This is a genomic window from Leifsonia sp. 22587 (genome assembly GCF_052044215.1).
GTDB classification, from domain to species: domain Bacteria; phylum Actinomycetota; class Actinomycetes; order Actinomycetales; family Microbacteriaceae; genus Leifsonia; species Leifsonia shinshuensis_C.
In genome coordinates this window covers 590,014-609,875 of the sequence record NZ_JBQENB010000002.1, presented here as the reverse complement: position 1 = coordinate 609,875, position 19,862 = coordinate 590,014, and the positions used below count along the sequence as shown (strand labels likewise).

Genomic DNA, 19,862 nt, shown 5'->3' with positions numbered 1-19,862 from the left:
CGGTAGCGCGTGACCTCTGAACCGTCGGCGGTGACCGCGGACGCGCGCGTCGGCGCGGACGGCACCGTGATGATGCACCCGCACCGCACCTTCCAAGGCGTGCTCCGGGCGGGTGCGCTGGCCTCCGTCCTGCTCGTCGCGGGTGTGGTCGCGGCTCTCGTGTGGGCGAACATCGGCGGGTACGAGGAGTTCTGGCGTCAGCGGGTCGGGATCAGCGTCGGCTCGTGGTCGCTGACCTACGAGCTGCGCACGTGGGTCAACAGCGGGTTGATGACACTGTTCTTCCTCGCCGTCGGGCTGGAGGCACGGCGCGAGTTCGACCTCGGCGACCTCCGCGAGCGCAAGCGGCTCATCCTGCCGATCACCGTCGGCCTCGTGGGAATGGCCCTGCCGGTCGCGATCTTCCTCGTCGTCAACCACGGGCTCGCGTCGGCCGGCGCCTGGGGTGTGACCATGTCGACGGACACGGCCCTCGCACTCGGCATCCTGACGCTCCTGGCACGGCGGGCGCCGAAGCGGACCCGGACGTTCCTGCTGACCGCATTCGTCGTGGACGACGTCGTCGCCCTCATCGTGATCGCCGCGCTGTACAGCGGTCCGATCTCGCTCCCGGCCGTCATGGCGGCGGTGGTGTCGTTCGTCCTCCTGCTCGCAGCACGCCGCCTCAACCGCACCCTCGGCCGGAACCTCGCCGTCGTGCTGGGTGTGCTGACCTGGTTCTTCATGCTGCTCAGCGGCATCGACCCGGTGGTCTCGGGGCTGGCGATCGGGCTCTCGACCAGCGCCTACGTGCCCGTCCGCGCCGACCTGGAGCGGGCGACCGACCTGTTCCGGGACTACCGGGTGAGCCCGAGCGCGGAGTTGGCGCACTCCGCGGCGGCAGGACTGGCGGACTCGCTCTCCGAGAACGAGCGCATCCTGTACCGGCTGAGCCCGTGGACGAGCTACGTCGTCGTCCCCATCTTCGCCCTGGCCAACGCGGGCGTCGCCATCACGCCGGACCTGCTGGGCCGCGCATTCACCAGCCCGATCACGATCGGCATCGTGCTCGGCTACGTCGTCGGCAAGCCCATCTCGGTCGTGGGCAGCTCGTGGCTGCTCAGCCGGATGACACGGGGGCGCATCCACCCGCAGGTCGGCTGGCTGTCCGTGCTCGGCAGCGGCACGGCCGCGGGCGTCGGATTCACCGTCTCGCTCCTCATCGCCGGCATCGCCCTCACCGGTCCGCAGCTCGGAGAGGCGAAGATCGGCATCTTCCTCTCGGTGATCGGGTCGGCCGCGCTCACCTGGCTGGTGTTCTTCTGCGTGCGGTTCATCCCGGCCAACCGGCGGACGACGGCTCTCAACGGCCGGCCGGATCCCACCCTCGACCTGCTCGCGCCGCCCGACCCGGAGCTCGACCACGTGCGCGGGGCTGCGGAGCCGGCGGTCACGGTGGTGGAGTACGGCGACTTCGAGTGCGGCTTCTGCAAGCGCGGCGAGCCCACGGTGCGCGAGCTGATGCAGCGGCATCCGGATGTGGCGGTCGTCTGGCGCCATCTGCCCCTCACGGATGTGCACCCCAATGCTCTGCGGGCCGCGGAGGCGGCGGAGGCGGCCGGGGCGCAGGGCGCCTTCTGGCCGATGCACGACATGCTGCTCGACCACCAGGACCGGCTGGGCGCGAACGATCTGGAGGAGTACGCGCGCCAGATCGGGATCGACGTCGACCGGTTCCGTGACGACCTCCAGGCGCACGCGTTCGCCGACCGCGTGCGCGCCGACATCCGTTCGGCGGACGAGAGCGGCGCCGCCGGCACGCCCACCTACTTCATCAACGGTCAGCGGCACGAGGGTGATGTGGACATCGACTCGCTCAGCAAGGCGATCAACGGGGCGCGGGCGGCGTTGCGCAATGGCTGAGGACACCACAGCCGAACTCACCTCGGCGTACGCCGAACTCGCCTCCCGCGACCCCGGGCTGCGGGCGCTCATCGACCGGTTCGGGACGCCCGATCCCTTCGAGTTCCCGGACGGCGGACGCACGACGGGTGACGACTTCGCCGGGCTGGTGCTGCACATCCTGGGCCAGCAGATCTCGACCAACGTCGCCCTCATCATCTACGACCGCCTCGCCCGGCTGCTCGGCGGCCGGCCCACCCCGGCCGGCATCCTCGCGCTCGGCCTCGACGAGATCCGGGCGGTCGGCGCCTCCCACGCCAAGGCGCTCTACCTCCAGGCGCTCGCGCAGAGCGTGTCGACCGGCGAGCTGGACCTGGAGGCGCTGCGGGGCGTCGGCGACGAGGAGGCGGTCCTGGCGCTCACCCGCATCAAGGGCATCGGGCCGTGGAGCGCGGAGATGTACCTCATTCACCAGCTGTGCCGCTGGGATGTGATGCCCGCGGGCGACCTCGCCATCCGCGTGGCGGTGCGACGGCTCGACCGGCTCGAGGCCACGCCGAGCATCGCCTGGGTGCGGCAGCGCGGCGTCCCCTGGGCGCCGTACCGGACGCTGGCGGCGGCGCTGCTGTGGCGATCGCTCGGGGCCGAGGACGGCGCCTGACGTCCCTCCACCTGCGCAGCCTGTGCTCAGAGCCGCGTGCCAAAATGGAGGGACGCTGTCACGAGGGCAGCGCTCCGGACGAGACGCGCCGTACCCGGTCAGCCAAGACGACGCTTCCTGAGGGAGCGCATCGTGAGTCAAGCCGTCCAGATCATCGGCTCGCTGCTGGTCTTGTCCGCCTTCGTCCTGTCCCAGCGGGGTGTCCTGAAACAGGACTCGCTGCCGTACATCGTGCTCAACCTCGTGGGCTCCGGCGCTCTCGCCGTCGAGGCGGCGCTCGGCGCCCAGTGGGGCTTCCTCCTGCTGGAGGGCGTGTGGGCGATCGTCTCGGCGTTCGGACTGGTCACCCTGCTGCGGGCGCGGGCGCTGGCTGCCCGCTCGCGCTGACGACGTCGATGTCCCCGGTCAGGCCGCGCACGACGAGTTCGACGTATTGTCCCATCGTCTGCTCGTCCGGTGCGTTGTTCGGATTCACCTCGGTCAGCACGATCCCCGCGAACCGCTCGCTGCCCGTGAGCACCTGAAGTCCGGTGACGGCCTCATCGACCGTCAGCCCCCAGGGCGGCGCGTCCGGGTTGGGCATGTTCGCCAGGGCGAGGTGCTGGTGGCCGAGGACGTCGACGTCGAAGTGCACGAGGAAGCGTTCCCCGGCTTCCTCCGCCGCGGCCAGTGCCGCCTGGGCCGCACCCGGGTCGAGATGGATGCGCGACGCGGGAACGCGGACCAGGCCCAGCTGCTCGGCGATCGCGTCTTCGAGATCGTCGCGGTCCTCCGGGAGCGCATCGCCGTAGAGCACCACCTCGTCCGGACGAAGCAGTGGCGGCGGTCCCTCCAGGCTCGTCAGGGCCGGGTCGCTGCCGGGCAGCGCCAGCAGGTGGGCGAGGCCCATCGCATCCACGTTGCCGTAGTCGATGCGGCCCGGTGTGTAGAGGTCGGGGCCGCCGTCCATGTACACGAGGGCCGTCGGCTCGCCCGCACGGCGGAAGCCGGCGACCGCGCCCATCGTCACGGTGCAGTCGCCGCCGACGACCAGCGGGGTCCGGCCGCCCGAGATCGCGTCCGCGACGGCTGCGGCGGTCTCCAGTGCGACGCGCCGCACCTCATGGATGTTCTGCCGGTCGAGGTGCTCGGGATCGGGCCGGCGCCGGAATCCCCGCACGTCGCCCAGGTCGCGGACGTCGTGCCCGCGCGCCTCGAGCATCCCGACCAGCCCGGCCGCCCGGATCGCCGCCGGGGCGAGGTCCATGCCGGGCGTGTGGCCCCCGGCGCTCGACGGCACCCCGACGAGGCCCCACCTGCGCTGCCTGCTCACGCGCCCATCGTACGAGCACCCGGCGACGCCGGTCACGGGATGCCCGCACCGCGGAATAGCTCGCGGCGCTCAGCGGTTGCCGGATTTCGTGACGACCGCCGCGATGCACGCCCCCGCCACACTCGACGAGCTCCTTGCCACGCTCGAGTGGCAGGTGGAGGAGTCGCGCCGCGAGGACCTCCGGCCCGGCACCCGCGTCGTCCTCTCCGGGCCGACGCTGCTGTACGTCGTGGATGGATCGGTGCGGGTGCGCTCGGCAGGGCCACAGCCGCTGTCGTTCGCCTACCAGGCGGGCGACGTCGTGTTCACGCCCGGGCGGCAGAGCGCCGAGATGAGGGCGGAGACCGACGGAACGGTCGTCGTCTCCGAGCTCCGCCCGACGGCCGGTTTCCACGCCCTCGATCGCCTGCCGGACCTCCTCGGGGTCCACCGCCTGGCCGACCTCGACCCCGGGATCGCGCTGCTGGCCTCCCGGATGGGATGCGGCACCGGCGAACGGCGGGCCGGCGACCGCGTGATCTGCGGCCGGATGGCGACCACCATCGTCGCCGTCGCGATCCGCGCGTGGGCCGAGGGCGACTGCGTCCCGGACAACTGGCCGGCCGTCGTCCAGGACCCGTTCCTCAACCGGGTGCTCGACGCGATGCACGCGAACCCCGGACACCCGTGGACGCTCCGCGACCTCGCCGCCGTCGGCGCGATGTCGCGCACGACGTTCGCCGAACGCTTCCGCGAGCAGGTGGGCCAGTCGCCCGCGAGCTACCTGGCGCAGGTGCGGATGGACGCCGCCATGACCTACCTCTCGCAGGACGGCCTCACCGTGAGCGAGACTGCCCGTCTGCTGGGCTACGAGTCGGACGCCGGATTCAGCCGCGCGTTCCGCCGCCACACCGGTGCGGTCCCGTCCGTGTGGCGGCAGCGCGCGAGCTGAGAACCGTCACTCCACGGGGACCGCAGCCGAGCCGCGGCGCCCGGCGCTGCCGAACAGCACCACGCCGACCGCGACGACGGCCACAGCCACCAGGTACGTGAACCGCACGTCCATGCTGTCCACCAGCACCCCGCCGATGCCCGCGCCGAGCGTGATCGCCAGCTGGAACCCGGCGACGACCAGGCCGCCCGCCGCCTCCAGCCGATCCGGGATGTAGCGGCCGGCCCAGGTGTTGATGACCGCAGGCCACGCGCCGAAACCGAATCCCCACACGGCGACCGCGACCGCGACGAGGATGACCGACCCCTGACCGAGGATCGCGAGCAGGATCGCGCCGGCGATGAGCGACGGCTGCAGGTAGCGCAGGAGTGCGAGGTGCCGGTCGGCGAGGGCGCCGACCACGAGGTTGCCGATCACCCCGCCGATCCCGAACAGCACCAGAAGCGCGGCGGCGAACTCGGTGTCCAGCCCCGGCACCTGGTCCAGGGCGAGCCGGATGAACGTGTACGCCATGAAGTGCCCGAGCACGATCAGGATGTGGCCGGCCAGCCCCTGCCGCACGCCCGGCCTCCGCAGGGTGTCGCCGAGGATCCGCAGGCTGGACGCCTCCGCCGCCGGGACGGGCGGCAGAGCGATCCGGAGGGCGACCGCCACGACCGCGGTGAGCACCGCCGCGCCGAGGAACACGCCCCGCCAGTCGACGAGCGCGGTGAGGTAGACGCCGACCGGCACGCCCGCGACGACGGCGAGCGTCATGCCTGCGCTCACCGTGGTCAGCGCGCGGCCGAGCCGGTCGGGCGTGGCCAGCTGCGCGGCGACGGTCAGCGACATCGACCAGAAGCCGCTGATCGCCACCCCGATGAGCAGGCGCGCGATGAGCAGCACCCACAGCGACGGCGCGAGGGCCACCGCGAGGTTGGACACGGCGGCGAGGGCGGCGACGAGCATCAGCAGCGTCCGCCGGTCCATCCGCGGGATCAGGATGCCGATGGTCGGCGCGGCCAGGAACCCGACGAACGCGGTCACGGTCACCGTCTGCCCGGCCTGCCCCGGCGTCACGCCGAGTTCGGCGGCCATCGCGGTCAGCACGCCCGAGGGCAGAAACTCCGCCGTCACCAGAACGAAGCTGGTGAGGAACATGACGATGAGGCCGCCCCAGCGCGTGCGCGTGAGCGGTCGGGATGCGGGGGAGGCGGCCCGGACGGGCGAGGTATCTGTCGTCACCCTTCGACTCTGGCCGACGGCGGCGCCGCACGCCTGACTCTGCGTCCGCGGCCGGGCGACCGAGCGTCCACGAGAGAAGGGCGCCCTCCTCGCGGAGGGCGCCCTTCGTCACGCGTCTGGCGTCACGCGTCTGGCGTCACGCGTCTGGCGTCACGCGTCTGGCGTCACGCGTCTGGTGTCACGCGTCTGGTGTCACGCCTCCCGCGTCTTCGGCGACCGCGTGGCCGTGTGGGACGGGTCGCGCTCGACGGCGCCGCCGAGCACCTCGTCGATCCGCCCGAGCAGCTCGGCCGGGATGGTCACGCCGGAGGCCTTCACGTTCTCGGTCACCTGCTCCGGGCGCGAGGCGCCGATGATCGCCGTGGCGACGTTGTCGTTCTGGAGCACCCACGCCACCGCGAGCTGTGCGGGCGTGAGATCGAGCTCCTGCGCGATCGGGGTCAGCTCCTGCACGCGGGTGAGCACGTCGTCGCTCAGCCAGCGCTTGACGGCGCCCGCCCCGCCCTTCTCGTCGGTGGCGCGGCTGCCCTCGGGGAGCGGGGCGCCCGGGCGGTACTTGCCGCTGAGCACGCCCTGCGCGACCGGCGACCAGACGACCTGCGAGATGCCGAGCTCCTTCGAGGTCGGCACGACCTCCGCCTCGATCACGCGCCACAGCGCCGAGTACTCGGGCTGGTTCGAGATCAGCTGGATGCCGAGCTCCTTCGCCAGCGCGTGCCCGGCGCGCAGCTGGTCGGCCGTCCACTCGCTCACGCCGATGTAGAGCGCCTTGCCCTGCCGGACGACGTCCGCGAACGCCTGCATCGTCTCCTCCAGCGGCGTCTCCACGTCGAACCGGTGGGCCTGGTAGAGGTCGACGTAGTCGGTCTGCAGCCGCTGGAGGGAGCCGTCGATCGACTCGAGGATGTGCTTGCGCGACAGCCCGACGTCGTTGTGGCCCTTCGGGCCGGTGGGGCCGAACACCTTGGTGAAGATCTCCAGCGACTGACGGCGCTCGCCCTTCAGCGCCTCGCCGAGGACGCTCTCGGCCACGGTGTTGGCGTAAACGTCGGCCGTGTCGAACGTCGTGATGCCCGCATCCAGGGCCGCGCGAACACACGCCGTCGCCGTGTCGTTCTCGACCTGCGAGCCGTGGGTCAACCAGTTGCCGTAGGTGATCTCGGAGATCTTGAAGCCGGAGTTGCCCAGGTATCTGAACTGCACTGTCGTTCCTTTCGCACCGCTGAAGCGTGGTCACCGCGATGGTAGACGCGGATCGTTCCGCGAATCCAACAGGAGAATGCTCTCGGATTGAGTGCGGCAGTCGATGAATGGTGCCGAGTCCGCGGTCGGCGGCGGCCGTCAGCGCGCGGCGATCGCCCGGGTGCCCGCGTCGTGCGGCAGCCGCAGCGCGCCCACCAGGGGGAGCAGCAGCAGAGCCGCAGCGAGGGCGAACGCCCAGTGGTACCCCGGGAGCGCGGATCCCGTGAGGCCTTCGGAGACCGCGGTCGAGGCGCGGACGAACACCGCGACGACGGCCAGGCCCAGCGCGACGGCGACCTGCTGCAAAGCGGAGGCGAGCGTGTTCGCGTTGGTGGTCTCGTCCGGCTCGATGTCGGCGAACTGGAGGGTGTTGTAGGCGCTGAAGCCGATCGAGCGGAACACTCCGCTGACGATGAGCAGCAGCACGAGGAGGGCGACCGGCGCCTCGGGACCGATCGCCACGAAGGCGAGCAGCACGAGCATCCCGAGCGCGTTCGACCAGATCAGGATGCGGCGGAAGCCGAACCTGCGGATGAGCGGCGTGGTGAACGGCTTGATCCCGAGGTTGCCGACGAACACCGCGATGACCAGGAGGCCGGCGACCGTCGCGCTCCACCCGTAGGCCAGCTGGAACAGCAGAGTGAAGAGGAATGGCGCCCCGGTGATGATCATCCGGTAAACCCCGCCGCCGAGGTTGCCCGCACGGAAGGTGGAGCGGCGCAGCACGCTCCAGTCGAACAGTGCGTGCGCCCGCTCGCGCGAGGCTGCGATGTTCGCCCAGACCATTCCTGCCGAGGCGACGATCGCGACCGCGCCGACCACTTCCAGCAGCGGGTCGTCGGCGCTCAGCGCTTCCGCCCCGGCGGTCAGCAGGACGAGCGCGAACGCGATCGCCAGGTAGCCGCGGAGGTCGAACGGCGCACCGCGCTGCGGCTCCGAGTGCGGGACGAGCCGCAGCCCGGCGATCACCGCGGCGATCCCGAGCGGCACGTTGATGAGGAAGATCCAGCGCCAGCCGACGGTGTCGGTCAGGATGCCGCCCAGCGCCGGCGCGATCACCGGTGCGATGAGCGCGGGCCAGGTGAGGTAGGCGATCGCATCGAGGAGGTCGCGCGGTTCCGTCTCGCTGAGCACCGCCAGCCGCCCGACCGGCACCATGAGCGCGCCGCCGATGCCCTGCAGCACGCGGGCGAGGGTGAGGAGCGTGAGTGTCGGCGCGAACGCGCACAGCACGGATGCGACGGTGAACACGACGATCGCGGTCAGCAGCACCGGCCGCACGCCGATCCGCGTCGACAGCCAGCCGGTCGCCGGGATGCCGGCGGCGACCGCGAGCAGGTAGGCCACCATCGCGATGCTGAGCTCGGCGGGGGCGACCCCGAACTCGCGCGCCATCGTCGGCGCGGCGGTCTGGATGATCGTCCCGTCCAGGTTCTCCATGAAGAACGTCGCGGCGACCAGCAGCGCGAGTCCACGCGAGAAGGAGGCGGCTGTCCGGGTCATCGGCTCAGAGGGCGTGCGGGGGAGTCAGCGCGTCGCCGCCCAGGGCTTCGGCCGGGTCGTTGCCGACGGCGACGATCCGGTTGCCGCCGTCGACGTGGACGATCCGGGGCGCGAACGTGCGCGCCTCCGCATCCTCGAGCTGCACGTACGAGATGACGATGACCGTGTCTCCCACGTGCACGAGGTGCGCCGCGGCGCCGTTGATCCCGATGACCCCGCTGCCGCGCTCTCCGGCGATCACGTAGGTCTCCAGGCGCGCGCCGTTGGTCACGTCCACGACGGCGACCTGCTCGCCGGGCAGCAGATCGGCGGCCTCCATGAGGTCGAGGTCGATCGTGACCGAGCCGACGTAGTGCAGGTCGGCGTGGGTGACCGTGGCCCGGTGGATCTTGGATGCGAACATGGTGCGGAGCACGGAACCATCCAAGCACGAACGGGCCGCGCGGATTCCCGGGAGGACTATCCGGCCCGAAGACCCGCCAGCAGGATGCGCACCATCCGGTCGGTCCGCGGCGTCACCGCGCCGCCCGGTCCGCCGCCGTGGCTGAGGTTCGCCACGGCGCCGAGGAGCTCCGTCGCATCCACGTCCTGCTGGATGTCGCCCGCGGCCCTCGCGGCGGCCAGCAAGCGCTCGAGGGTGGGAGCGAGGTGCGTCGAGAAGTAGTCGGCGAGCGGTTCGTAGGCGGGATCACCCGAGTGGAGGGCGGCCGCCAGTCCGCGCTTCGTCGCCACGAACTGCGTGTAGCGCATGATCCAGAGGTCGAGGGCCTCGCCGGGAGGGTAGGCGGCCTCGAGGGCGGGCGCCGCGTCGACGCAGGCGTCGATCTCGGAGCGGAAGACGGCCGAGATCAGGTCGGACCGCTGCGGGAAGTGACGGTACAGCGTCCCCACGCCCACGCCGGCCCGGTCGGCGATGCTCCGCACGGGGGCGTCGACGCCGTCCGCGGCGAACACCGTCTTCGCGGCGTCGATCAGCGCGGTGACGTTCTGCCGGGCGTCCGCGCGCTGCGGGCGGCGTGCCGCTCCGGTGTCGCCGTCTGTCGCAGCGCTCGCCGTCGTGCCGGTGCGTGCGGGCATGGCAGCTCCTTCGTTTCGGCGCGCTGACGCGCAGGGTGTTGTATCCGGAACAGTGTTCCGCTACAGTCGGAACGTATCCGGAGTGACGTTCCGCTTCTCCGAATCCTACGGCACGGCGTCCCTCCGTGCAGAGATCGACTCAGTTTGGAGCACGGCAATGCAGTATCGAACGCTCGGCCGCACCGGCATCAAGGTCACCCCCTACGCGCTGGGCGCCATGATGCTCGGATCGCTCGGCAACCCCGACCGTGCCGAGGGCATCCGCATCATCCACCGCGCCCTCGACGGCGGAATCAACTTCATCGACACCGCCGACCGCTACGGCGACTCCGAAGAGGTGGTGGGGGAGGCGATCGCGGGGCGCCGGGACGAGGTCGTCCTCGCCACCAAGTTCTGGGGCCCCGTCGACGACGACATCAATCACCGCGGGGCATCGCGACGGTGGATCATGCAGGCCGTCGAGCGCTCCCTGCGCCGGCTGCGGACGGATCACATCGACCTCTACCAGCTGCATCGGCCCGATCCCGAGACGGACATCGACGAGACGTTGTCGGCGCTCAGCGACCTGGTCCGCCAGGGCAAAGTCCGCGCCATCGGCTCGTCGTCCATGCGCGGGTCCGAGATCGTCGAGGCCCAGTGGATGTCGGAGCGCCGCGGTCACGAGCGGTTCCGCACCGAGCAGCCCAACTACTCCATCCTCGACCGGGAGATCGAGCGCGAGATCCTCCCGGTCGCGCAGCGGTACGGCATGGGGACGCTCGTCTACAGCCCGCTCGCCGGCGGCACGCTCACCGGCCGCTACCGCGCCGGCCAGGAGAACGACAACTTCCGCTCCACCCGGACCGGGATGCGCCACTTCCGCGACGAGCGGCGCCTTGCCGCCGTGGAGGAGCTGATCGCGCTCGCCGATGAGACGGGCGTCCGTCTGACCCACCTGGCGATGGCCTTCGTCATCGCGCATCCCGGAGTCACCTCGGCCATCGCCGGTCCTCGCACCATGGAGCAGCTGGAGGACACCCTCGCCGGGGCCGACGTCTCGCTGTCCGACGAGGTGCTCGACCGGATCGACGCGATCGTGCCGCCCGGCGAGAGCATCGGCGCGATGGACATGGTCTACCGCGGGCCCGAGGTCGGCGACGCGTCCCTCCGTCGGCGGGCGGCCGCCGACCGTTCGGCGGCCTGACGTCCTTCAGGGCGGGACGCCGTCAGAGCGACGCGGCCCAGTCGGCGACCGTCGTGACGGACGCCTGGCGCGGGAAGACCTTCTCCGTCAGCACTCGATGCACCTCGGGGTCGGCGTCGCCGCAGGCGTCGGCCAGCACCGTGATCCGGTAGTCGAGGTCGGCCGCCTGGCGCACGGTCGACAGAACGACGCCGCTGGTCGCGATGCCGGTGAGGACCAGCTCGTCCGCGCCGAGGCCGCGCAGCAGCACCGCGAGGTCGCTGCCCGCGAAGGCCGAGACGCGCTTCTTCACCACGACCGGCTCGCCGTCTCGTGGCGCGAGACGGTCCGTGATCTGCGTCGCCGGGCTGTCGAGGTGCATCGCGTCCCCGGCGCCCACTGTCCGGCTGAAGGCGAGGTTGGAGGCGGCGACCTCCGGGTAGCCGGGGCGGAAGGCGACCCGGACGAAGATCGGCGGGATGCCGTGCTCACGCGCGGCGGCGAGCGCCTCGGCCGCCGTGTCGACGGTGCCTTCGAAGCCGGGCCGGCCGGCGATGCCGTTCTGAAAGTCCATCAGCAGCAGTGCGGTGGTCATCGGGGTCCTCTCCAATCTGGACAGTTACAACTGTGCAGTCTAGGCTGTCGATATGGCTTCCGCGAAACCCGACGTCACCCCGCAGCAGATCGCCGTCGACCTGCGGGCGGTGCTCGCGCGGCTGCTCCGCAAGCTGCGCGAGGCGACGACGGACGCCATCACCCCCTCCCAGGCGTCCGCGCTGTCGCGGCTGAGCAAGGGCGGCGTCTCCACGGTGAGCGCACTGGCGCATGCCGAGCGCGTACGGCCGCAGTCGATGGCGGCGATCGTGGAGGCGCTGGAGGCGCTGGGCTATGTCACCCGCAGCCAGGACCCGACCGACGGCCGGCGCCAGATCGTCGAGCTGACCGACGAGGGATGGGCGCATGTCGCCGGGCAGAAGGAGGCGGGCCTCGCCTGGCTCGACGAGACCTTGGCCACGCAGGTGTCGGAGGCCGAGCTGATCACGCTCGCCGCGGCGACCGCCGTCCTCGAACGGATCCTGGACTGATGCCGCGGAAGCCGCCGCCTGCCGGCCGGTTCGACCGGCGCCTGCTCGCGCCGATGATGCTCGGCGCGGTGCTCAATCCGATCAACACCGCGATCATCGCGGTCGCCCTCGCACCGATCGGCATCGCGCTCGGTGCCCCGGCCTCCGAGACGGTGTGGCTGGTGTCCGCGCTGTATCTCGCCACGGCGATCGGCCAGCCGCTGGTCGGCCGGCTGGTCGACATCTACGGCGTCAAGCGGCTCTTCCTCGCCGGTGGCGCGCTGGTCGCTGTCGCGGGCGCGATCGGCCTCGTCATCCCCGTGACCCACGACAGCATCTGGTGGCTCGTCGTCGCGCGCGTGGTGCTCGGCCTCGGCACGTGCGCGGGCTACCCGGCCGCGATGCACCTGATCCGTGCCGAAGGGCGCCGCACGGGCGTCGCGTCGCCCGCCGTCATCCTCACGGTCCTCTCGGTGACCACGCAGACGGTCGCGGTGATCGGCCCGACGCTGGGCGGCCTCCTCATCGGCGCGTGGGGATGGCGTGCCACCTTCGCGGTCAACCTCCCGTTGGGTGTCGCCAGCGTCATCCTCGGCTGGATCCTCCTCCCGCGGACGACGGGGCTCGAGCCGCCGCGGGACGAGCGTCCGCGGATCGACGGGCTCGGCATCCTCTTCTTCGCCGTCGCGATGCTCGCACTGCTGATCTTCCTGCAGAACATCTCGGTGGCGACCCTGTGGATGCTCGCCGTGGCGCTGGTCGCGGGCGCCGCGCTGGTCTGGTGGGAGCTGCGCGTGGATGCGCCCTTCATCGACCTGCGCGTGCTCGGCGGCAACGGCCCGCTGCTGCTGACCTACACGCGTTCGCTGCTGACGGCGACGATCTCGTACCTGTTCGTGTACGGCTTCACCCAGTGGCTGGAGGAGGGACGCGCGCTGAACCCGACCGCGGCCGGTCTCGTGCTGCTGCCGGTCTTCGCCGCCGGGATCGGGGTCGCGCTCGCCTTCGGCCGTCGCCCGGAGGTGCTGTGGAAGCTGCTGATCGGCTCCATCGCCCAGCTGGCCGCCGGGGTGCTCGTCCTCTTCATGGGCGGCGCGACGCCCATCTGGTTCCTGGTGGTCACGATGCTGGTGCTCGGCATCCCGCAAGGGCTGAACAACCTCGCGATCCAGAACACCCTGTACTTCCAGGCGCAGCCGGACCGGATCGCCTCCTCCGCCGGCCTGCTGCGGACGTTCTTCTACCTGGGCGCGATCGTCGCATCCGTGGTCTACGGCAACGTCTACGGCGCGCACGCGACGACGGGCGGCCTCCACGTGCTCGGCTGGGTGGTGATCGGCATCTCGGTCGTGTTCCTGCTGATCACGGTGTTCGACCGTAGCCTGCGTGCCATCGGCCGCTCCGGGCCCGACCGGCCGGATTCGGACACGTCGGCTGCCGAGCCCGCGGCGAGGGCGTCGAAGGCCTGACGGCGTCAGCGGTCGAGCGACGTCACGAACAGGCAGACTCCGGCGGCGGCGCTTCCGATCATAGGAGCGAGCGGGCCGGGGTCCTCAGCGCGGGAAGCTCCGGAGCGCCCGCGTGACCACGCCCATGAGCTGCGCGCGGGTCGCGCCCGCGGCCGCCTGCACCGCGAGACCGGCCGACACCGTGCTGAGGTACTTCGCAAGGTCGGCCGGGTCCTCCGAGGCCGGGAGGTCGCCGTCGCCGATGGCGCGAGCGAAGCGTTCGGCGAACCGCGCCTCGCCCGCCTGCCGCCGCTCCGCGAGAAAGCGGATGACGCGGTCGTCCTCGGGCGAACCCGCGAGCCCGCCCTGGATGGACAGGCAGCCGGGCGGCCGTCCCGGGGTGGTGACGGCCGCCACGTTGTCCTTCAGGTACCGCTCGGCGACCTCGTAGGCCGTGGGAGCGGCCAGCGCCGCATCCACGTACGCCATGTCGACGACGGCGTACCGGTCCACCGCCCGCTTGAAGGTCTCCTCCTTGTTGCCGAACGCGTTGTAGAGGCTCGGACGGTTAATGCCCATGGCCTCGGTCAGGTCGCTGAGGCTGGTGCCCTCGTAACCCTGGCGCCAGAAGACCTCGATCGCCCGGTCGAGGGCGGCGTCGACGTCGAACTCGCGGGGTCTGCCCCTCGTCGCTGCCATCGCTGCTCCTCTCCCTCGCCATCCATCATGCCCGCGGGCTCCGGTCCCGGTCAGACCTGGCTGGCGCCGCCGTCCACGTACAGCTCGGAACCGGTCACGTAGGAGCTCCGGGACGATGCCAGGTACAGCACCGCCTCGGCGATCTCGTCGGGCGATCCCAGGCGCTTCATCGGCACGCCGGCCGCGAGCCCGTCCAGCAGCGCCTGCTCCTGCTCCGGCGCGCCCGCCAGACCGCTCAGCCCGGGCGTCGCGATGGGTCCCGGTGCGATCGCGTTGACGCGGATCCCGCGGTCCACCAGCTCGGCCGCCCAGCTCCGGGTGAAGCTGCGGATCGCCGCCTTGGATGCCGCGTACACGCTGAACGACGGGCTCCCCTTCACGTCGATGTTCGAGCTGGTGAGGATCACGGACGACCCCGCCGACAGGAACGGCAGCGCCTTCTGCACGGTGAACACCGTGCCGCCGACGTTCGCCTCGAAGGTGTCGGCGAAGTGCTTCCAGCTGACCTCCTCCAGCGCGGCGAACTCGCCGCCGCCGGCGTTCGCGAACACGACATCCAGACCCGTCCCGCGCTCCGCGACGACCGCGAAGAGCGCGTCGAGGGCGTCGAGGGATGAGACGTCGGCTGCCACCGTCGTCACGGACTCGCCGAGTTCCGCCTTCACGGCGTCCAGCTTGTCCTGCGCGCGGCCGGTCACGATCACGTGCGCGCCCTCCGCGGCGAACCGGCGTGCGACCGCCAGCCCGATGCCCGAGGTCCCGCCCGTGACCAGTGCCGTCTTGCCTGTGAGCTCGTTCATGGCTCCTCCTCCTTGTTGTGTATCGACTAGTACAAAAAGGGGAGGAGAAGTATTCCCGGGCGCGAGATCAGTGACGGACCCGCACGGCGAGGGCGTGATGCCGGACCGTCAGCGTCGCCGCGATGACGTCGCCGTGCGGATCCCCGTCGAGCTGGATGCCCTGCGGCTCGGCGAACCGGACCTTCATGGTGCGCGCCTGCGCGTACCGGATCGCGCGCGTCTCCCGGGAGAACCGCCCGACGAAGCGGCCGAAACCGGTCCGGTGGAGTACACGGTTGAAGGCCAACCGGTAGCCGATGTCCGTCCATCCCGCGCCGCGACCCGGCCGCATGATCACGGCGTCCAGCATCCCGTCGTCCACGACGGCGTTCGGCAGCAACAGCATCCCGGCCGTCAGGCTGCCCGAGTTGCCGACGATGACCGTGTGCGCCCGCGTCTCCACCTCCGGGCCGTCGTCGAGCGCGTACGTGAGGTCGAACTGCTTGTTGCCCAGGATGCTGCGGGCGATCGGGTCGGAGTAGGCCAGCCAGCCGATGCGCGCCTTCAACTGCTGATTCGTCTTGGCGGCCATCTCGGCGTCGAGGCCGATCCCGGCCATGACGAGGAACGCGTGCTCCTCGCGCTCGCCGTCGGGTCTTTCGAGCACCGCGGTCGCCAGATCGACCATCCGGTCGCTGCCGGCGAAGGCGAGGTCGACCGCCGCCCGGAGGTTGAGCGGCAAGCCGAGCTCCCGGGCGAACAGATTGCCGGTCCCGGACGGGACGAGGCCGATCGGGATGCCCGTCCCGGCCAGCGACTCCGCCGCCGTCCGGAGCGTGCCGTCGCCGCCCGCCACGACGATCAGTGCCGGATGGGAGGCGAGGGCGGCCAGCACCGCGCTGCGTCCGTCGTCCGTCGGGCTGGTCTCGAACCACTCGGACGGCGCCCAGCCGGCCATCGCCTCCGCCGCCGCGACCGCCGAGCGCAGCGCTGCGACCTGGACCTTGCTCGGGTTGACGACGACCGCCGCACGTCGCACCACCGAGGCGGAGCCGGCATCAGTCGTCACGGGTCCACGGTACGGCAGGGACGACGCCACGCGGTATCGGCGAGGGCTCGGGTTCGGGTCACCGGGCCCCCGCCGGAGGGGCATCGTCGCTCCTCGGATCTGCGACAGTCGCACGGAACATCGCAGAGGACTCGGGAGTGGTTGCTCCGGGCCTCGGAGCCCGGATGGCGCCGCACCCGAAACGGAGCCGTCCGGACTGGGCCCGGGCGATGCGCCGAAATGATTCGGAGACAGCACCGCCGGGGTCTGTGGCGATGGTCTCAGTCTCGCACCATCCGTGAACCGGTGGAAGGTGCGAGCCTCACGAGTCCTCGCGACCCTCGAGCGCGGAGCGCAGGGGCTGCATCCTCCCTCGATCGGCGCTATCGTCTCGGCATGTGCCGGAACATCCGTTGCCTTCACAACTTCGAGCCCCCGACGACCGACGACGAGGTGCGGGAGGCCGCCCTCCAGTTCGTGCGGAAAGTGAGCGGCTCCACGCGTCCATCGCGGGCGAACGCCGCAGCGTTCGAGCAGGCCATCGACGAGATCGCCGAGGCGACGCGGCGGATGCTGGACCAGCTCGTCACCAACGCGCCGCCGAAGAGCCGCGAGCTGGAGGCCGCCAAGGGTCGCCAGCGCCACGAGAAGCGCATGGAGCGCGAGGTGAGGATCCGGACGGCCTCCGCGTGACCGCACCGCAGACACGGGCCCAGGGGGAGGGACGATGAAGCGGTACTCGTTCGATCGCGTTCCGGACGAGGTCATCGCGGATCTTCACGCCCGGATCGACCGCTTCCGGTCGGTCCCCTTGCCCCGGCGGGACGGCCTGGGCGGTGTCGACCCGGGTCTGGTCGCCGAGGTGATGCGTCACTGGCGGGAGGACTACGACTGGCGCCGCCACGAGGACCGGATCGCGTCGTGGCCCTGGTGGGAGACGGAGCATACGGCGGTGCCCGTCCGCGCGATGATCGCGGCCGCCGACCGCGACGATGCGCCGGTGGTGCTGCTCCTGCACGGCTGGCCGGACTCCGTCCTCCGCTTCGAGCGCATCCTCCCGCTGCTCGGGGATGTCACCCTCGTCGTCCCCGCCCTGCCGGGGTTCCCCTTCGCCGCGCCCGTCGAGAATGGGGGCATGTCGTCGGTCGAGATGGCGGACGCGGTCGCGGACGCCATGGCCGAGTTCGGCTTCGACCGCTACGTGATCTCGGCCGGCGATGTCGGCTGCGACGTGGGCGAGGCCATCGCCGCCCGCCACGGTCGGCACGTCAGTGCCCTGCATCTGACGGACCTGTCGCAGTACCACTTCCTCGTCGGCCTGCCCGACGACCTGACCGCGGAGGAGACCGCGTACGTGAGGCGGGGGCACGACTGGCAGCGTCGCGAGGGCGGTTACATGCACGAGCAGTCCACCCGGCCGCTCACCCTCGCGGCCGGCCTCGGCGACTCCCCGGCCGGGCTGGCGGCGTGGATCCTGGAGAAGCTGGTCGACTGGACGGACTCCAGAGGCCACCTCTCGGCGGCGTTCACGCTCGACGAGGCGCTGACCTGGATCTCGGCCTACTGGTTCACCGGGACGATCGCCACATCCTTCACCCCGTACGCCGCCGCTGCCCCGAAGGACTGGCCGAGGATCGAGATCCCGACGGTCATCACCGTGTTCCCGAAGGACCTCGTCAACGCACCCCGGCATTTCGTGGAGCGGTTCTTCGAGGTGGTCGACTGGTTCGAGTTCCCGCGCGGCGGCCACTTCGCCGCCTGGGAGGCGCCGGAGAGCTACGTCCAGGGAGTCGGGCGCGCCCTGGAGGTGCGGCGGAACGCGGGCTGACCGCGGTCCTCACTCCGACGCGAAGGTCAGACGGACTTCTTCCTCCGCGCGCTCCTCCGGACGAAACCGAAGACGAGCGTGCCGATGAAGAGGATGATGCCGATGATCGCAAGCCAGAGCAGTCCCTTGATGGCGAACCCGACCACCACCAGCACGGCCCAGGCGACCAGCAGGATCACGATCACTGTCAACATGCCGCCAACGGTACCCGCGAAACCACGCCGCAACGACGGGGGCGCCAATATCGGCACTCACAGTCGCCGCACCGACGGACGCGCGTACGCTGGAGCCAAGCGCCCCGGACCTCGACGCCATCAGCATCGAACGGGGCGTTCATCATGTCCGAGGTCTCCACCGGCCGGCCGCAGCCGGCCCACGCCGGCAACGAGTACACGGCGCTGGCCGCGATCATCCGTGAGTCCGGGCTGCTCCGCCGCCGTTACGGCTACTACTGGACCAAGCTCATCCTCGTGCCATTGCTGACCGGTGTGGCGGTGCTCGCGTTCGTGCTGATCGGGGACACCTGGTGGCAGCTGTTCACCGCCGTCGGCTTCGCGTTCCTCTTCACGCAGATCGCCTTCCTGGGGCACGACGCGGCGCACCGGCAGATCTTCCGCTCGGGACGCTGGAACGATTGGACCAGCCTGGTCGTCGGCGACCTGTTCGTCGGGATGAGCTACGGCTGGTGGCAGCACAAGCACACGCGGCACCACGCGAACCCGAACCAGGAGGGCGTCGATCCCGACATCGAGCTGCCGGTGATCGCCTTCACCCCGCGGCAGGCCCAGGACCGGCCCGCGGCGCTGCGCTGGTTGATCGGGCACCAGGGATGGTTCTTCTTCCCCGTCCTGCTGCTGGAGGGGCTGTCGCTGCACGCCTCGAGCGTGCGCCGGGTGCTGGCCCGCGAACCGGTCGCCCGCCGGCCGGTCGAGATCGCCTTCCTGACCGTGCGCATCGTCGGGTACCTGACCCTCGTGCTGCTGGTGCTCTCGCCGGGGATCGCGGCGGTCTTCCTCGCCGTGCAGCTCGGCCTGTTCGGCTTCTACATGGGGATGTCGTTCGCCCCCAACCACAAGGGGATGCCGCTGGTGCCGCACGGCATGAAGCTCGACTTCCTGCGCAGGCAGGTGCTGATGAGCCGCAACATCCGGGGGAGCAGGACGCTCGACTTCCTGATGGGCGGCCTGAACTACCAGATCGAGCACCACCTGTTCCCGTCGATGCCGCGCCCGCACCTGCGTCGAGCGGCCCCCACGATCCGCGCGTTCTGCGCGGAGCACGAGGTCACGTACACCGAGACCGGGCTGCTGCAGTCGTACGCGATCGTCACGCGCCACATCAACCGGGTGGGGCTGGGAGACAAGGACCCGTTCAGCTGCCCGCTGCTCGAGCTGCGGCAGACGCCGGCGTCAGGCGTCCAGCTCCCGCCTCATCAGCCAGCGCACCCGGCCTCCTGAGTGCGCGTCCGTCGCCACGACCCGTGAGAAGCCGTGCTTCTCGAACAGTTCGACCGTTCCCACGTAGCCGCTGATCACATCCACTTTCTCGCCGCCGGTGTCGACCGGGTAGCCTTCGACGATCGCCGCCCCGGAGTCGCGGGCGTGCGCGACGGCCCCGTCGAGGAGGTCGTGCATCAGGCCGCGCTTGCGGAAGCCGCCGCGCACCACGAAGCAGACGATGGACCAGGGGTCGAGCTCCTCGTCGAGGTGCGGGATGGTGCGCGAGTTCATCAGCCGTCGATACGTCGACTTCGGGGCCACGGAGCACCAGCCGGCGGCCTCCCCCTCGAGATAGGCCAGCACGCCCGGGCCCGGCTCCGTCCGGCACTCGTCGTGCATGTAGGCGATCCGGCCCGGCATGTCGAGGCGGGAGTCGCGGTACGACATGCAGACGCATCCTCCACCGCCCGGCTTGCGGGGAACCATGAACGTGGCGAAGTCGTCCCAGTGCCCCGTGGCGGGGAGGACGTCGATCGACATGCTCGCAGGCTAGCGCGTGCCACC

22 protein-coding genes and 1 riboswitch are annotated in these 19,862 nt (G+C 71.1%); of the genes, 10 read left to right on the top strand and 12 right to left on the bottom strand.

Annotation, left to right across the window (positions count from 1 at the left end; genetic code table 11):
- Positions 1–9 precede the first annotated feature (9 nt).
- The 3 genes from ACTJI1_RS10875 to ACTJI1_RS10865 all read left to right on the top strand — a co-directional run bounded on the left by ACTJI1_RS10875 (position 10) and on the right by ACTJI1_RS10865 (position 2,929).
- Positions 10–1,902 carry a Na+/H+ antiporter NhaA gene (locus ACTJI1_RS10875; protein ID WP_440742625.1) on the top strand — a complete coding sequence of 631 codons (1,893 nt, stop codon included), beginning with the start codon at positions 10–12 and terminating at the stop codon, positions 1,900–1,902.
- The gene (locus ACTJI1_RS10870; protein ID WP_440742624.1) at positions 1,895–2,542 is read left to right on the top strand and encodes a DNA-3-methyladenine glycosylase family protein; all 648 of its coding nucleotides are present in this window, start codon (positions 1,895–1,897) and stop codon (positions 2,540–2,542) included. Before ACTJI1_RS10875 ends, ACTJI1_RS10870 begins: the two co-directional genes overlap by 8 nt.
- 48 nt (positions 2,543–2,590) lie before the next feature.
- Positions 2,591–2,659, top strand: a riboswitch (guanidine-III (ykkC-III) riboswitch).
- A gap of 15 nt (positions 2,660–2,674) precedes the next feature.
- Positions 2,675–2,929, top strand: a complete 255-nt coding sequence (locus ACTJI1_RS10865; RefSeq protein ID WP_440742623.1) for a CBU_0592 family membrane protein — start codon at positions 2,675–2,677, stop codon at positions 2,927–2,929.
- Here ACTJI1_RS10865 and ACTJI1_RS10860 read toward each other — a convergent pair.
- Entirely contained in the window at positions 2,886–3,854 is a 969-nt protein-coding gene (locus ACTJI1_RS10860) for an arginase family protein (RefSeq protein WP_440742622.1), read from the bottom strand. The two genes, ACTJI1_RS10865 and ACTJI1_RS10860, sit on opposite strands and share 44 nt — an antisense overlap.
- Before the next feature lie 88 nt (positions 3,855–3,942).
- On the opposite strand from ACTJI1_RS10860, the gene ACTJI1_RS10855 reads away from it, so the two are divergent.
- Positions 3,943–4,785, top strand: a complete 843-nt coding sequence (locus tag ACTJI1_RS10855) for a helix-turn-helix domain-containing protein (RefSeq protein WP_440742621.1) — start codon at positions 3,943–3,945, stop codon at positions 4,783–4,785.
- Positions 4,786–4,791: 6 nt separating this feature from the next.
- Here ACTJI1_RS10855 and ACTJI1_RS10850 read toward each other — a convergent pair whose 3' ends face one another.
- The 5 genes from ACTJI1_RS10850 to ACTJI1_RS10830 all read right to left on the bottom strand — a co-directional run bounded on the left by ACTJI1_RS10850 (position 4,792) and on the right by ACTJI1_RS10830 (position 9,831).
- Positions 4,792–6,009: an MFS transporter gene (locus tag ACTJI1_RS10850; protein WP_440742620.1), complete on the bottom strand. Its 1,218-nt coding sequence runs from the start codon at positions 6,007–6,009 to the stop codon at positions 4,792–4,794.
- A gap of 192 nt (positions 6,010–6,201) precedes the next feature.
- Positions 6,202–7,212 carry an aldo/keto reductase family protein gene (locus ACTJI1_RS10845; protein WP_310133721.1) on the bottom strand — a complete coding sequence of 337 codons (1,011 nt, stop codon included), beginning with the start codon at positions 7,210–7,212 and terminating at the stop codon, positions 6,202–6,204.
- Between the two features lie 138 nt (positions 7,213–7,350).
- A complete protein-coding gene (locus ACTJI1_RS10840) occupies positions 7,351–8,754 on the bottom strand; it encodes an MFS transporter (protein WP_440742619.1) in 1,404 nt (467 codons plus the stop codon).
- A 4-nt stretch (positions 8,755–8,758) separates the two neighbouring features.
- Entirely contained in the window at positions 8,759–9,169 is a 411-nt protein-coding gene (gene panD, locus ACTJI1_RS10835; protein ID WP_440742618.1) for an aspartate 1-decarboxylase, read from the bottom strand.
- A gap of 44 nt (positions 9,170–9,213) precedes the next feature.
- Positions 9,214–9,831: a TetR/AcrR family transcriptional regulator gene (locus tag ACTJI1_RS10830; protein WP_440742617.1), complete on the bottom strand. Its 618-nt coding sequence runs from the start codon at positions 9,829–9,831 to the stop codon at positions 9,214–9,216.
- A gap of 157 nt (positions 9,832–9,988) precedes the next feature.
- Between ACTJI1_RS10830 and ACTJI1_RS10825 the strand changes: the two genes are divergently transcribed.
- On the top strand, positions 9,989–11,014 hold the full coding sequence (locus ACTJI1_RS10825; protein ID WP_310133732.1) for an aldo/keto reductase: 1,026 nt from the start codon (positions 9,989–9,991) through the stop codon (positions 11,012–11,014).
- 22 nt (positions 11,015–11,036) lie between these two features.
- On the opposite strand, the gene ACTJI1_RS10820 is transcribed toward ACTJI1_RS10825, so the two are convergent.
- Positions 11,037–11,588, bottom strand: a complete 552-nt coding sequence (locus ACTJI1_RS10820) for a cysteine hydrolase family protein (protein WP_440742616.1) — start codon at positions 11,586–11,588, stop codon at positions 11,037–11,039.
- Positions 11,589–11,640: 52 nt separating this feature from the next.
- Between ACTJI1_RS10820 and ACTJI1_RS10815 the strand changes: the two genes are divergently transcribed.
- Positions 11,641–12,078 carry a MarR family winged helix-turn-helix transcriptional regulator gene (locus ACTJI1_RS10815; RefSeq protein WP_440742615.1) on the top strand — a complete coding sequence of 146 codons (438 nt, stop codon included), beginning with the start codon at positions 11,641–11,643 and terminating at the stop codon, positions 12,076–12,078.
- Positions 12,078–13,526: an MFS transporter gene (locus tag ACTJI1_RS10810; RefSeq protein WP_440742614.1), complete on the top strand. Its 1,449-nt coding sequence runs from the start codon at positions 12,078–12,080 to the stop codon at positions 13,524–13,526. The genes ACTJI1_RS10815 and ACTJI1_RS10810 overlap by 1 nt, the downstream gene beginning before the upstream one ends.
- 84 nt (positions 13,527–13,610) lie before the next feature.
- Here the strand turns inward: ACTJI1_RS10810 and ACTJI1_RS10805 are convergent, their stop codons facing one another.
- The 3 genes from ACTJI1_RS10805 to ACTJI1_RS10795 form a co-directional block, all read right to left on the bottom strand.
- Positions 13,611–14,204: a TetR/AcrR family transcriptional regulator gene (locus tag ACTJI1_RS10805; protein WP_440742613.1), complete on the bottom strand. Its 594-nt coding sequence runs from the start codon at positions 14,202–14,204 to the stop codon at positions 13,611–13,613.
- A 50-nt stretch (positions 14,205–14,254) separates the two neighbouring features.
- Entirely contained in the window at positions 14,255–15,004 is a 750-nt protein-coding gene (locus ACTJI1_RS10800; RefSeq protein WP_440742612.1) for an SDR family NAD(P)-dependent oxidoreductase, read from the bottom strand.
- Positions 15,005–15,071: 67 nt separating this feature from the next.
- Positions 15,072–16,052, bottom strand: coding sequence for a diacylglycerol/lipid kinase family protein (locus ACTJI1_RS10795; RefSeq protein WP_440742611.1), 981 nt, complete (start codon positions 16,050–16,052; stop codon positions 15,072–15,074).
- Between the two features lie 375 nt (positions 16,053–16,427).
- Between ACTJI1_RS10795 and ACTJI1_RS10790 the strand changes: the two genes are divergently transcribed.
- Entirely contained in the window at positions 16,428–16,724 is a 297-nt protein-coding gene (locus ACTJI1_RS10790; RefSeq protein WP_310133745.1) for a DUF2277 domain-containing protein, read from the top strand.
- 34 nt (positions 16,725–16,758) lie between these two features.
- Entirely contained in the window at positions 16,759–17,859 is a 1,101-nt protein-coding gene (locus ACTJI1_RS10785) for an epoxide hydrolase family protein (RefSeq protein WP_440742610.1), read from the top strand.
- A gap of 26 nt (positions 17,860–17,885) precedes the next feature.
- Here ACTJI1_RS10785 and ACTJI1_RS10780 read toward each other — a convergent pair whose 3' ends face one another.
- A complete protein-coding gene (locus ACTJI1_RS10780) occupies positions 17,886–18,053 on the bottom strand; it encodes a hypothetical protein (RefSeq protein ID WP_310133749.1) in 168 nt (55 codons plus the stop codon).
- Between the two features lie 144 nt (positions 18,054–18,197).
- On the opposite strand from ACTJI1_RS10780, the gene ACTJI1_RS10775 reads away from it, so the two are divergent.
- On the top strand, positions 18,198–19,316 hold the full coding sequence (locus tag ACTJI1_RS10775; protein ID WP_310133751.1) for a fatty acid desaturase family protein: 1,119 nt from the start codon (positions 18,198–18,200) through the stop codon (positions 19,314–19,316).
- Here the strand turns inward: ACTJI1_RS10775 and ACTJI1_RS10770 are convergent.
- Entirely contained in the window at positions 19,269–19,838 is a 570-nt protein-coding gene (locus ACTJI1_RS10770; protein WP_440742609.1) for a GNAT family N-acetyltransferase, read from the bottom strand. The genes ACTJI1_RS10775 and ACTJI1_RS10770 overlap by 48 nt on opposite strands.
- Positions 19,839–19,862: the final 24 nt, after the last annotated feature.